10 protein-coding genes are annotated in these 13,301 nt (G+C 55.9%); 9 read left to right on the top strand and 1 reads right to left on the bottom strand.

Translation table 11 applies throughout. The features are described 5' to 3' along the window. The first annotated feature begins 237 nt into the window (after nt 1-237). The 9 genes from K315_RS0105315 to K315_RS0105275 all read left to right on the top strand — a co-directional run bounded on the left by K315_RS0105315 (nt 238) and on the right by K315_RS0105275 (nt 11,663). Complete coding sequence (locus tag K315_RS0105315) at nt 238-1,164, top strand: ABC transporter permease (protein WP_029576518.1); 927 nt, start codon at nt 238-240, stop codon at nt 1,162-1,164. Nucleotides 1,165-1,183: 19 nt separating this feature from the next. Continuing rightward, nucleotides 1,184-2,152 (top strand): ABC transporter permease, encoded by a 969-nt coding sequence (locus tag K315_RS0105310; protein ID WP_029576517.1) that lies wholly within the window; start codon nt 1,184-1,186, stop codon nt 2,150-2,152. A gap of 13 nt (nt 2,153-2,165) precedes the next feature. Next, on the top strand, nt 2,166-4,199 hold the full coding sequence (locus K315_RS0105305) for a dipeptide ABC transporter ATP-binding protein (RefSeq protein ID WP_029576516.1): 2,034 nt from the start codon (nt 2,166-2,168) through the stop codon (nt 4,197-4,199). A 337-nt stretch (nt 4,200-4,536) separates the two neighbouring features. Continuing rightward, complete coding sequence (locus K315_RS0105300) at nt 4,537-5,397, top strand: exodeoxyribonuclease III (RefSeq protein ID WP_029576515.1); 861 nt, start codon at nt 4,537-4,539, stop codon at nt 5,395-5,397. A gap of 130 nt (nt 5,398-5,527) precedes the next feature. Next, on the top strand, nt 5,528-6,472 hold the full coding sequence (locus K315_RS0105295) for a DUF3710 domain-containing protein (protein ID WP_029576514.1): 945 nt from the start codon (nt 5,528-5,530) through the stop codon (nt 6,470-6,472). 8 nt (nt 6,473-6,480) lie between these two features. Further along, nucleotides 6,481-7,212: a DUF3159 domain-containing protein gene (locus K315_RS09485; RefSeq protein ID WP_033520459.1), complete on the top strand. Its 732-nt coding sequence runs from the start codon at nt 6,481-6,483 to the stop codon at nt 7,210-7,212. A gap of 259 nt (nt 7,213-7,471) precedes the next feature. Then, nucleotides 7,472-8,776: a class I SAM-dependent RNA methyltransferase gene (locus K315_RS0105285; RefSeq protein WP_029576513.1), complete on the top strand. Its 1,305-nt coding sequence runs from the start codon at nt 7,472-7,474 to the stop codon at nt 8,774-8,776. Between the two features lie 533 nt (nt 8,777-9,309). Next, nucleotides 9,310-10,566 carry a hypothetical protein gene (locus K315_RS09480; RefSeq protein WP_202962322.1) on the top strand — a complete coding sequence of 419 codons (1,257 nt, stop codon included), beginning with the start codon at nt 9,310-9,312 and terminating at the stop codon, nt 10,564-10,566. Beyond that, nucleotides 10,563-11,663: a hypothetical protein gene (locus K315_RS0105275; protein WP_029576512.1), complete on the top strand. Its 1,101-nt coding sequence runs from the start codon at nt 10,563-10,565 to the stop codon at nt 11,661-11,663. The genes K315_RS09480 and K315_RS0105275 overlap by 4 nt, the downstream gene beginning before the upstream one ends. Before the next feature lie 138 nt (nt 11,664-11,801). Here the strand turns inward: K315_RS0105275 and K315_RS10570 are convergent, their stop codons facing one another. Further along, nucleotides 11,802-12,119 carry a transposase gene (locus tag K315_RS10570; protein WP_202962321.1) on the bottom strand — a complete coding sequence of 106 codons (318 nt, stop codon included), beginning with the start codon at nt 12,117-12,119 and terminating at the stop codon, nt 11,802-11,804. Between the last annotated feature and the right edge of the window lie 1,182 nt (nt 12,120-13,301).

Here is a 13,301-nt window from a genome sequence, read left to right as displayed (position 1 = left end):
CAAACCCATCATTATCCGAAAAAGCAATGTTTCTACGCTGTTAACGTCCGGTATACGGAAACAGTCACCATGACGCCCCGAATGCCCTACAACACAGGGCGAGCGCGGTTTCAGGCCTTGTACAGGTGACGCAGGGGCAGAGGTGGGGTAGACTATCGTAAGTATTTTATGGCCGCAGTGCCGCCATGCCCGACAGGGCCCGGTGCGAACGGCCGAAGAGCAATAAGGAGCAACCCAATGGGCAAATATCTTCTGCGACGCATTCTGCAGATGATTCCCGTGGTCCTTGGCACGACTCTCCTGGTTTATGCTCTTGTCTTCGCGCTGCCGGGCGACCCGGTGAAAGCCATGTTCGGGGACAAGCCGGTCAACCAGGCGGTCGCGGCCCAGATCCGCGCCGAATACAACCTTGACAAGCCGTTCATCATTCAGTACCTGCTGTTCCTCAAGAACGCGCTGACCCTTGATTTCGGCAACACCTTCGCCGGCCAGCCGGTCATCGACGAAATCGGCCGCGCCTTCCCCGTGACCATCAGGCTCGCGTTGATGGCCTTCGTGTTTGAAGCGGTTTTCGGCATCATCTTCGGTATCATCTCCGGCCTCAACAAGGGACGTTGGGGTGACACGGTGATTCTGATCATCTCCCTGCTGCTCATCTCCGTGCCGACCTTCGTCACCGGCTTCATCATGCAGTATCTCGTCGGCGTCAAGTGGAGGCTGCTGCCTGTCACCGCCGGCAACGATCCGGGCTTCGTCGACCTGATCATGCCGGCCATCGTGCTCGGCTCGGTGTCCATGGCTTATATCATCAGGCTCACCCGCGGTGAGATCTCATCCAACATGAACGAGGACTACGTGCGTACCGCCCGTGCCAAGGGCATGGGTCGCCGCCAGGTGTTCATGCGCCACGTCCTGCGCAACTCGCTGATCCCCGTGGTCACCTATCTCGGCCAGGATCTCGGAGCGCTCATGGGCGGCGCGATGATCTCCGAAACCATCTTCAACGTGCACGGCATCGGATACCTCACCTATCAGAGCATCCTCAAGGGCGAAAGCAATATGGTCGTTTCCATCGTCACTCTGCTGACCCTGATCTTCGTCGTCGCCAACCTCATCGTCGACCTGCTGTACGCGGCGCTTGACCCGCGCATCCGGTACGCGTGAGAGGAAGGAAGAGATAATCATGGCAGAACCATCACGCAATGACACCGCCCGCGTATTGCCCGGACAGGAACGATTCGTCGCACCGATCGACGAAACCCCGCTCCAGGCGGTCGACTCAATCGACGAATCCGCGCCGGCGGCCAGCATGTGGGCTGACGGGTGGCGTACGCTGCGTCGCAACCCGATGTTCATCATTTCCGCGATTCTCATCATCTTCGTCGTGTTCGTCGCCCTCTTCCCGGGCACGCTCACCAAGCAGAACCCGAACTACTGCAACCTCGACAACTCCCTCGAGCCTGCCAAAGCAGGCCATCCCTTCGGCTTCGACCTGCAAGGCTGCGACGTGTATACCCGCACCATCTACGGGACCCGCACCTCGCTGAGCGTCGGTCTGTTGTCCACGATCTTCGTGGTGGTGATTGGTGCGTTCATCGGCGCGCTCGCCGGTTTCTTCGGAGGCTGGGTTGACGCGGTGCTCAGCCGTCTGACTGATATCTTCCTCGCGCTGCCGATTCTGCTCGGCGCCATCGTCGTGCTGCAGATGTTCAAGACCAGCACCTCGATCTGGAAGCTGGTGCTCGTCATCACGCTCTTCGGCTGGGTGTCCACTGCGCGTATCGCCCGAGGCGCGGTCATGGAAGCGAAGAACCTCGAATTCAACACCGCCTCCACTGCCTTGGGTTCGACGCCATGGCGCAATCTGATTCGGCATATCATCCCCAATTCGCTGGCCCCGATCATCGTCATCGGCACCACGTCCCTCGGCTCCTACATTGTGCTTGAGGCGACGTTGAGCTTCCTCGGTGTCGGCCTGCCGACCACCACGGTCAGCTGGGGCGGCGACATCTCCAGCGCGCAATCCGTGCTGCGGACCAACCCCTCCGTCCTGTTCTATCCGTCGGCCGCGCTGGCAATTACCGTGCTGGCCTTCATCATGATGGGTGACGCCGTCAAGGACGCGCTCGATCCGAAGAGCCGTACGGCCTGACAAGGAGTATGTGATGACTGAGAACACCAATACCAATGCGAAGGACGAGGCCGCACAGCGGCTCGAGGCGATGCAGCGCGAGCAGGGCCCGCTGCTGGAAGTACAGCATCTGAAGGTCGATTTCACTGACGACAACGGGCATGACGTCCATGCCGTGCGCGACGCCTCGTTCAACGTCTATCCCGGACAGTGGGTGGCGATTGTGGGTGAATCCGGTTCCGGCAAATCAACGTCCGCTATGGCGGTCTTGGGCCTGCTTCCGGGCACCGGACACGTGGTCGGTGGCTCCATCAAGCTCGAAGGTCAGGAGATTTCCGGTCTCAAGGGCAAGGAGTATGACCAGCTGCGCGGCAGCAAGATGGGCCTGGTCCCGCAGGACCCGATGAGCAACCTCAACCCGGTGTGGCGTATCGGCACCCAGGTCAAGGAAGCGCTTGTCGCCAACCATATGGACATCTCGCATGAGAAGCGGTCCAAGCTTGCGAAAGCGCTTGCAGGCGATGAAGTCAACGTAAAAAGTGAAGACGACGAGACCTTCATCGGCTCGGCTGAGCTTCCCGCGTTGCTTGACGCCGCTAAGCAGGCGCTCACCGAGATCGGCATGAGCGGTAAGAAGCTTGACAATGCGATGGAGTTCTTCACTGAAGAATGGACGCCTGGCTCCGAGACCCGTTGGCGCGTGGCCGACGACCTCATCAAGGCCGGTGTGAACGATGACAAGGCCTGGCAGATCGCCAAGGAGCATGTCACCGGTTCGAATATGAACGACCGCATCGCCGGCCTGCTTGACGAAGCCGGCCTGCCGGACGCTGCGACGCGTGCGCGTCAGTATCCGCACGAGTTCTCCGGCGGTATGCGCCAACGCGCGCTGATCGCCATCGGTCTGGCATGCCGTCCTGACCTGTTGATTGCCGACGAACCGACGTCCGCGCTCGACGTGACCGTCCAGAAGCGCATCCTTGACCATTTGCAGACGCTCACCGATTCGCTGGGCACTGCAGTGCTGTTCATCACGCATGATCTGGGTCTGGCGGCGGAACGCGCGCAGCATATTGTCGTGATGTACAAGGGACAGGTTGTCGAATCCGGCCCATCGCTCGAAGTGTTGCAGCACCCGATGCACCCGTACACCAAGCGGCTGGTCGCGGCGGCTCCGTCGCTCGCCTCGCAGCGCATCATCTCCGCGAAAGAACGCGGTCAGAATGCGGATGCGTTGCTCGAGCACCAGGTCAAGGGCGAGCAGACGCTGGAGAAGAGCGAGCACATTATCACTGTCGAGCATCTGACGAAGGAATTCAAGCTTCCGCGCAAGAAAGAGATGTTCAAGGCGGTGGATGACGTGTCCTTCTCCGTCAAGCGCGGTACGACGCTCGCCATCGTGGGAGAATCCGGCTCTGGCAAGTCGACCGTCGCGAACATGGTGTTGCGGCTGCTTGAGCCCACGTCGGGCAAGGTTTTCTACGAAGGCAAGAACATTTCGGACTTCGGCAAGGCCGAGCTGCTGGACTTCCGTCGGCATGTCCAGCCGGTCTTCCAGAACCCGTATGGTTCGCTCGACCCGATGTACTCGATCTACCGGTCCATCGAGGAGCCGTTGCGTATCCACCATATCGGAGACAAGAAGAGCCGTGCGAAGCGTGTGCGCGAGCTGCTTGACATGGTCGAACTGCCTGAATCCGTGATGACCCGGTATCCGAACGAGCTGTCCGGCGGTCAGCGTCAGCGCATCGCGATCGCACGTGCCATGGCGCTCGATCCGGATGTCATCATCTGCGACGAGGCGGTATCCGCGCTCGACGTGCTGGTGCAGGACCAGGTGCTTCATCTGCTCAATGATTTGCAGGCGGAACGCGGGCTGAGCTACCTGTTCATCACGCATGATCTCGCGGTGGTCCGTCAGATCGCCGATGAGGTGGTAGTGATGCAGCACGGCAAGCTGGTCGAACATGCGACAACCGACGAGGTATTCGACCACCCGCAGCAGCAGTACACGCGCGACCTGCTCGACGCGATTCCGGGAGGCAAGCTCAAGCTCGGTCTCGACTGATTCGCAGTCTGTTGCCTTAGTAGAGCCATCCCATAACCGTCTACCGACGCTAGGAACCCCCTCAACATCGGTAGACGGTTTTGTATTTCTGCCGACGCTGGGACCGTGCTGAGTGTCGGTAGAGGGTTGTGGGGCTTCCGTCTCAGAGTCTGCCTCTCTTGCGGCTGATCTTTCTCACAAACTGGTTACGCTGGGATGGCCGTAAGCGTAGCCAGTTTGTACGGATGGGCGGTACAGGTGGACACGCGGATGAAGGCATAACCGGTGCAGAAACGAAGGTAACGGACGCTCAAGAGCGCGTGACGGCTCGTAGGGGAGCGCTGCTAGGCTCGGAGCCATGAGCATTGTGATCACGACATCGAATGTCAACGGCCTACGTGCGGCGAACCGCAAGGGCATCATGCATTGGGTGCAAGAGCATACGCCTGACGTCTGGTGCATGCAGGAGGTCCGCGCACCCCAGAAGGAAATCGACCCGATTTTCAACAAGATTGCCGATACCTACGTGGACTCCGGAAAAGTCGCCAATCCTGCCGATTTTCACACCATGGACGAAGTCTGCCGTATCAAAGGTCGCGCCGGCGTCGGGCTGCTGTCGACGCTGCCGGTGGTCGCCACCCGGTATGGGTTACCCGGGCTTGAGGAAGACGTGGATTCCGGACGCTGGATTGAGGCGGATGTCCGCTCCCCGCAAGGCTACGAGATTACGGTCGTATGCGTGTACGTGCATTCCGGCGATGTTGACGATCCGAATAAGATGCACCAGAAATTCCGTTTCCTTGACACCATGCTCACCCGCATGGGGCAGCTGCGCGACGAGGCGGCGCACGGCGGCAAGCAGGCGGTGCTGTGCGGCGATTTCAACATCGCGCACACCCCGCTCGACATCAAGAACGCGAAGGCGAATGTGACCCACTCCGGCTTCTTGCCCGAGGAGCGCGCGTATATCGACAAATGGCTCGGCGAGTACGAGTTCGTCGATGTGATGCGCGAGCTTGCCGGTGATATCCAAGGGCCGTACACGTGGTGGAGCCAGCGCGGCAGGGCGTTCGACAATAACACCGGTTGGCGCCTGGACTACCAGTTCGCCACGCCAGAGCTCGCGCAGACCGCACGCGGATTCACCATCGACAAGGCGCCCACTTACGACGCCCGTTGGTCCGACCACGCGCCGCTGAGCATCACGTACGACGTGTGAACAGCAGTTGTCGTCCCTGAGACCCGCCGATACCGGCTTCAGCCGCGCGAACGCACGACATCGCGTTCACAGCTGGCTTTCATCTGCGGTGTTATTCTTGGGACTGTCATATCCGTAGAAACGAGGAGCTATGGGATTGTTCGGATTCGGCAAGAAGAAGCATCATGACGATGATGCCGCGCGCGACAAGGACGCGAAGAAGGCACGCCAGAACGCGGTTGATGCCAACGACAGCAAGGCAGCCGCGGCTGACGACAACGAAGCGAAACAGTCGGAAGTAGCCGCGCAAGCCAAGGAACAGAACGTATCCCAGGGTGACGAGGCGACTACAGCACCCGATCAGCCTGAGGCTGCCGAGGAGCAAGCGGACTATCCCACCGAGGCGAGCGAAGAGTATGAAGGCCGCGGTGAGGACTGGGGTCCGTGGGATGTGCGCGACGAATACGTCCCCGACTATGATGAGTACCTCGACCTTGGTGCCTACTACATCCCGTTCATGAAGGGCATCGAGCTGCGCATCAAAGCCGCCCGCGCGAATAAGGCGGTTCTGGGCGCCACCATTACGTACGGCACGTCTAGCCTGGAAGTCGAGGCGTTTGCCGCGCCGAAGACGCTGGGATTGTGGGACGACGTGCGCGCCGACCTGCTGGATTCCAAGAGTGATGTCGCCAAGGAAGTGCCGGGCGTATTTGGCATGGAGCTCATTCTGCCGGTCCCGATCAAGGAAGGCAAGATGGCGACCACCCGCATCGTGGGTGTGGACGGCCCGCGTTGGATGTTGCGTGGCATTTTCTCCGGCAAGGCCGCGACCGATCCGGATGACGAGGAAACACAGGCGCTGAACCGCTTCTTCTCGCAAATCGTTGTGGAACGTGGAGAAGAGCCGCTCGCTCCGCGCGACCTGATCCCGATGCATGCGCCGGTCACTCCGGGCGAGCGTAAGGCCGCGGCAGAGCAAGCGCAGCAGACGAACGCCGAGATTCCGCAGCGTCCGAAGGGTCCGTTCGACTCCGATCAGCAAGTAGAGCAGAAGACCACCTTGTCCCGTGGCCCGATGTTCTCCGAAGTGCGTTGAGTGGCGCGATGCCGGATTCGGCCCAGAACCGCAAACCGCGTACCGGTGTCGCCGCCCTCACTCAAGCGGGGGACGGCGATTTCTCCGTCATCGAGGCGATTGGCGGCCCGCGTGGCGTCGTGGAATCGATGCTGCCAGGCTTCGTTTTCGTCGTGATGTTCGTTGTCACGTCCGATTTGCGCCTGACGGTGATGGTATCCGCGATGCTCGCCGTGGTGCAAGTGCTGGCCAGGCTTGTCCAACGCCAGTCGGTCATGGGGGCGTTGAGCGGATTGGTGTCGGTCGCAATCTGCTTGGTGTGGGCGTGGCACAGTCATGAGGCGCGCAATTACTATATGTTCGGCTTCATCACGAATGCCGTGTATATCGTGCTGTTGGGCATCTCGTTGATTGCACGGGTGCCGGGACTCGGGCTCGTGGTCGAATTCATCCGGTCGTTGCCGACCGAACATTTCCATGATTGGTTCCGCGGTTGGATGGACGACAGACTGCTCAAACGCGCGTATATGACGATAACCGCACTGTGGGTGGGTGTGTTCGCGCTCCGTCTGCTCGTGCAGGTTCCGCTGTATCTGTCCGACCAGGTGGCGTGGCTTGGTACCGCCCGTCTGCTCATGGGCATCCCGTTTTGGGCGTTGGCGATTTGGGTCTCGTATTTGATTGTCGCCACACCGATGCACCGGCATCGCGAGCTGGAACGTGCGGCGCAACAGGATACCGCAGATGGGGGTTCCCGGTAGAAGGACGTGGCTGATTGCTGATGACGCCGGTGCCCGCATCGTATGGACGGTATCGCCGGGCAAGACTTGCCGGACAGACACTCCGCATGGCGGATGGTGTGCAGACAGTGCGCATCATCCGCCATTGTCGTTGTCCGGGCAACGGGTTGTGCTACCTTGTTGCACCAGTGAGTTGCGGCCGGCATGCAGATGCCCGGGCCGCTTGACGGGCCGGCGAGCGTGAGCATCCGGTCGTTGGCAGGCAGGAAAGTGACGGAATATGCAGGTACAAGTGCGCATCGAACGGTATGCCGATCAGGGACGCTGCGTCGGCCATATTGATGGTCGTGTGGTCTTCGTCAGGTTTGCGCTCCCCGGTGAGCTCGTGCGCATCGAGCTTGACGAGCCGTACGACCGTGACGACCGGTTCTGGACGGGCGAGGTCGTGGAGGTGATTGAGGCCAGCCCGGACCGTGTCGAACCCGTGTGGCCATTGGCCGGGCCGCTGGCGCAGGGCGGTGGTGTCGGGGGAGCGGATTTGGTGCATGTGAGTCTGCCCGGCCAGCTCGCGTGGAAGTCCGCGGTCATCACCGACCAGATGCACCGGATGGGCCATGTGGAGTGCGATCCGGTGCCGGTCGAGCGCGCCGACGATGATGCGGAACTTGGCGGGTTGCACTGGCGCACGCGCATCGAGATGATCGCAGACGAGGTTGGCATGCCGTCCATGCGTCGGCGTGGCTCGCACGTGCGGGTTCCGATTGATACCATGCCGCTCGCTTCGCGGGCATTGCTCGCGGTCGCGAACGAGGAACACGTGTGGGACGGCGGTTTTGAACCTGGTTCGCAAATCAGACTGTCAGTGCCCGAACCGCGTGGCATAGATACCACGCATGCCGATTCGCAGGCGTTGCTCAAGGCGGTCGGCAACAATTACGCGGTACTGGTTAATGGCGAGTTGCGTTCCGGTTCCAAGCATCTGCGCGAATCCGTAAGCGTTGCCGGCGGAACCTTCGACTATCGCGTGGATGCCAACGGTTTCTGGCAGGTACACCGCATGGCTCCGGTGATGCTTGCCAACCATGTGATGGATTTGGTCCGCAAGGCGCTTGACGGCCGCAAGCAGGCCGTGTTATGGGACTTGTACTCAGGCTCGGGCCTGTTCACGCTGCCGTTGAGCATGCTTGCCGCGGAGCGTACGCGCATGCTCAGCGTTGAGGGCGGGCGTACCGCTGTGCGTAACGCCCAATACAACTTGAGGCACTGCCAAATCAGTTCCGTGGACGCCCGGGTGGGCGATGTCCGCCGCACGCTGCAGCACGTCCCCAGTGACCTGGCTCAGCCGGATGTGGTCGTGCTGGACCCGCCGCGTGCGGGGGCAAGAGCCGCGGTGTGCCGTCAAATCGCCGAAAGCGGCGCGAAATCGGTTATCTACATCGCGTGCGACCCGACAAGCCTCGCCCGTGATACCGCGACGATGGTGGGCGAACTCGGCTATCGTCTCGCCGATATCCACGCCTACGACATCTACCCGATGACCCACCATGTGGAGACAGTGGTATTGATGTCGAGGGTAAAAGACTGAGTGTACGGAAAAGGCTTGATATAAGGGATTTTCGAGGTTTGATAGCAAAAATGTGATGCGTGAAAAACGCAAAACTATTGCTCCGTGGAAATAAGTCCAAAGGCATGATTTTGAACGCGACAGAGCGATTTAGATGTCATAGTTTGGCGTGTGGTCAGTTTAGATGTCAGTGGTTCGTGTGCGGTCGATTTAGATGTTTTTCGGATTTGATAGGGTTGTGTGAACAGGATAGAAGCCGGGTCCATTGACCTCCTCAGCTTTACCCTCAAGGAGATTGATAACCTAAAAATAAGGTTCAACCAGACATTCGGATATAACGCAAACTAAAAGAAAAGGAGGGAGTATAACAGCATGAATCACGCAGAAGGAACAGACCGATTCGTTCTTGGAATGAGTGTTGCTGACGATGGGTTCAGCTTACATCTTCCATCGAAACTGCATTAATATCTGCGGGAACTGAAATACAGAGCCTGGAAGAGACAATCAAGTCAGTTGAGAGTCTCAGACCGAACTGCGATAAGTTGGATTATGCGTTGGCCGCAAGTTCAGGAGTTCTGTGTGGTATCATCGATATTTTTCTGGTTGGAAAACCCGGAGAGTCACCGCTTGGCGATGTTACTGATAAGTGGTTTGCAAATCGGACAACTGATTTCGCTAAACTGTGTGGATGGGATGGCAAAGGGGATGATCCACTGTCATCAGCAATTGGATTTCTTGAGAAGAAATTTAAAATCCCATATGATCAGCGCGGAGCCGGTGATGCTGCCAGTAGCATATTTGACTTGAATCCTACAAATCATCATTTCAAATCACTTGGACATAATCCTACTTTGCTTGGTTTGTTCTTTTCGATATTAGATCAGTTTACAAATCAATCGCACTTTGTTTCCGGCGGAGAATTGATATCTTTACAGGATGCTGATGGAAAATTTGAACTTCGCGGCAATAGTGTTCCAGCAAAATTGTTTTGTGGGTTCGTCAACTGGTTTGGACATTTGATTTCCGATATGTCCGGATCATCCGGCAGTAAAGGTCGAGGTATGGGAATACCTTCTCCGTTTTGGGCATGGACGAACGATATTATTGCAATAAAGAGAAAACTGAACATTCCCGTTTCACAGTTTGACAACACAATCAATGAGCTGGCTCTGAGCATATACAAAGAAGGATACGACATCCGCTTTCAAACGACCCAGGTCATTCCAGTCTTTATCAATGAAATCATTGTCAGGTTGGTATATGCGATAAGGCGATTGGTAAAATATTTCGTAACAACAGAGAAAGAAGAACGTTCGGCATCCGCTATGTGGAAAGCTTGTGAGCCGTTCTCAAATCACACAGTAAAAAGAATGCTTACAGTAGCGCACGGTACCTTCTGCATGATGGATCTCGGCGATGCAACCATACGGGCGTTCATAACCGGAGGCGGTACCTTCAATGCGACTGAATTTTTCCTTCAGCTTAACATAGTGGGAGTGGGACGTTTCACGATTTCATTGTATGGCGAAGCAAAGCGGGCCATTGTAATACGAAAAGCTGAGTCCGAAGCTCAGTTTGCAAGAAGAGAAATGACCATCGTAGAAAACTATCTGAGCGGACTCTCATTATTATCTGAGTTATACAATGATAAGGATCTTGTAGATTTTGTTGATGACTTTAAGAACAGTGATATGTATGTTCAGGCGTTCCAGAAATCTGCCCGGTTGGCAGAGCTCAGAAAGGTCCCTGATAATAATATACTTAGGACAAAATCCGATATAGATTCATATTTTGGAGGCAACAGACAATGAGCAAGAAAAAATCGAGGTTAAAACTTGCCCAAGAGCAGACAGAATCGTCTATCAAGAAAACGAATGAAAAAATTGGCGAGTTGGGTACATACTCAAGCCAGCTTTGTGATGAACTGAACACCATACAAGAACTCTTTGACGATATTAGGAATGTTCCAAGCGAGAAGCAATTAGAGTATGAAAAACTGAAAAAAATCCGTCTGAACTGGAAGCAGCAGGCAGAAAAGATCGAATCAGATTACAAAAATGCCGCCGCAATAAAAGCTGGGAAAGGTGCTGCTGGTGTAGGCGCCGGAGTCGCAGTTGCGGCCCTTGGCCCTACTGCCGCAATGGGAATTGCGACAACGTTCGGTGTTGCTTCAACGGGAACGGCTATATCTACATTGAGTGGCGCGGCAGCTACCAATGCGGCATTAGCTTGGTTGGGCGGAGGTGCGCTTGCGGCCGGTGGTGGAGGAATGGCTACCGGAAATGCATTGCTGGCTCTTGCCGGACCTGTCGGTTGGGCGATTGCAGGAGTTGCACTTGTGGGCAGCGGTCTTCTGCTATGGAAAGGGAAAAGCGATCAGAACCGTCTTGAGGATATTTTTACCCTCATCAGCAAGCGTGATGTTAAATCATACGAACTTGCTATTGTAGAAATAAATGAACGTATAAACCGCATTCAAGATGAAAGCCAAAAACTCAATTGTGCAACCGAAAAAACAAGAGCATTTGGCTTGGACTACAACTTAATGCCGGAGGCACAGCAATATGAATTGGGTTCTTATGTGAATCTGATGAATTCATCTACTCAATTGCTGGTTAATCCGATAACTGGATTGCAGCCAAAATATGACAAAGATGATCTGAAGGAATACATAGCTTTCAGTAAAAAGAAGATTGATGATAAGCAGAAATCTTTGATGGTTTCTCTCTCCAATCTCTTGTATAAGATAGATCTTGATGAAAAAGATAAGACACTATTATGGAAGTCTTTCAAAGGAAACAAGAAGTTCTTGTCTTCGATTGGAATGTCAAAGAAAGATTTCGAATTTTCAATTATTGAAACGGTAACTGATGCTCTTAAGCATAAGTATCGTTCAGAGAAAGGTTGATATGATTAGAACAAGCAAGGCACCCTACGTTGAATTTTCGTAGAGTACCTTGCTTTATTTTTTACTTATTCTTTAACATCAACCGTCACATCGGATTTGAATTCCACAATGAATTTATCCTCGTAGATGGTGACTTTTTCAATCAGCCGCCGGACAAGCAGCTCGTCGTATTCCGTAATGGCAGTTGGCTGTTTCTGCAGGAAGTCGCCCATATCGGTGATGCGTTTTTTTCAGTTCATCCCGCCCGACGTTATCAAGCTGTGCTTTTTGCTTTTCCTCGCGCAGGCGGTAAATCTCGTCGGCGACAAAAGTGTGATCGCCGTACGCCTTGCGTTTCTGACGCCATTCTGACAACGTATAATAGACTACACCAAGTTGTGCGGCTGCCTGCTTGATTCCAACTTCATCTGTGAGCTTGACCGCTTCTTCTTTGAATTCCTTATCATATTTCCGCATAACACACCATCCTGTCCTTCTCTGACACTTTTTGTGTGTTTGCCCCCTGTATTTTTATGGTATCACTCCAATCCGACATCAATCAGAAGAAATCGAGCCATGTGGAAACGGAGGTGTTGTTCACGCGGGAGTGAGATCCGTACGGTGAATGCCCTTGACTTCAGGGCGTTTCCCAGTCATTCGGGATTTCGGGGTGCCGTGTGAATACGCCATGCGAGGTGTGGACTTGAATAATCAAGGTCTGTGCGAATGAGTATGAACTCGTTGTTGAAGCCGGGTCGATAAGTTCCAGTTTGGCGATGGCACGGACGGGAGGTCTGCAGGGAACGCCCGCCCGTGGCGACGTCGATCGTCATGACGGATTCGAACTCCATGTGTGCGCTGCTAAGTAGAGGTGGACTGATTCCGGTTTCGTTGTGCGGTTTCCAGCTCAGTCGGTGGATCTGAGCGGATGAGTGGCTGGTGTGTCGGTGACCAGCCTTCGAGGCGTTGGCGGATTGTTGGTATTCCGCGGGTTTGTTGTGTGATTGGAGTTGCGGGATGCACCACGACCGGTGTTGATGCGGACTGGATCGGTTTTCGGGTTTCGTCTTCCGATTTGGGCCGTGATTCTGGTGTCCGGAGCCACAGGTCTGACGGCAGCGGATTGCGATGATGTGCCTTGACCATTGAAATTCCGGGGGTTCGAGGTGATTCCGCGGCTGACGGTTCGGCGTCGGCGGGTGCGGGCGTGGACTGGTTGTGATTTCGTTGCGTGATTTCCGGTTCAGTCCGTGAATCTGAGCGGATGAGTGGTCGGTGCGCCGATGTCAGGTCTTCGAGGTGCGGGGCGCTGGCTTTCGAGGAAGTGGGAATCCTTGGAATTCCACGGTTTTGCAATGTTGCCATGGACGGCAGCCCGGCTCGGCCCGTTGATGCCCGTTGTTGTCAAGAACTGATTCCTATTCCGTATGGCGTTCCCCGAGTCGGTGTGGTGAGGACCGGTCGTCCGTAAACATCCCATCCTCCTGCCCTAACCGTCCCGCGGATCCGCCGCTCAAACCATTCAGATTTGAACGCCGTGACTGTTCGTAAAAGGTGAAAACGCCATACATATCAACACGGTCGTCCCCTTGACCGGAATGAATGTCCCAGTCGCTTATCAATGGAGACAAGCGTTTTGGGCGCGAGTCAAGTCGACGG

It is taken from the genome of Bifidobacterium thermacidophilum subsp. thermacidophilum DSM 15837, from assembly GCF_000426425.1.
GTDB lineage: Bacteria > Actinomycetota > Actinomycetes > Actinomycetales > Bifidobacteriaceae > Bifidobacterium > Bifidobacterium thermacidophilum.
This window is presented reverse-complemented; position numbering and strand designations above follow the sequence as displayed.

Excerpts from the sequence above, each read along its gene's own strand:
- K315_RS0105285 (WP_029576513.1), top strand. The coding sequence starts at position 7,472 with ATGCAGGTACAAGTGCGCATCGAACGGTATGCCGATCAGGGACGCTGC.
- K315_RS0105305 (WP_029576516.1), top strand. The coding sequence starts at position 2,166 with ATGACTGAGAACACCAATACCAATGCGAAGGACGAGGCCGCACAGCGG.
- K315_RS0105275 (WP_029576512.1), top strand. The coding sequence starts at position 10,563 with ATGAGCAAGAAAAAATCGAGGTTAAAACTTGCCCAAGAGCAGACAGAA.
- K315_RS0105295 (WP_029576514.1), top strand. The coding sequence starts at position 5,528 with ATGGGATTGTTCGGATTCGGCAAGAAGAAGCATCATGACGATGATGCC.
- K315_RS09485 (WP_033520459.1), top strand. The coding sequence starts at position 6,481 with ATGCCGGATTCGGCCCAGAACCGCAAACCGCGTACCGGTGTCGCCGCC.
- K315_RS0105300 (WP_029576515.1), top strand. The coding sequence starts at position 4,537 with ATGAGCATTGTGATCACGACATCGAATGTCAACGGCCTACGTGCGGCG.
- K315_RS0105315 (WP_029576518.1), top strand. The coding sequence starts at position 238 with ATGGGCAAATATCTTCTGCGACGCATTCTGCAGATGATTCCCGTGGTC.
- K315_RS10570 (WP_202962321.1), bottom strand. The coding sequence starts at position 12,119 with ATGCGGAAATATGATAAGGAATTCAAAGAAGAAGCGGTCAAGCTCACA.
- K315_RS0105310 (WP_029576517.1), top strand. The coding sequence starts at position 1,184 with ATGGCAGAACCATCACGCAATGACACCGCCCGCGTATTGCCCGGACAG.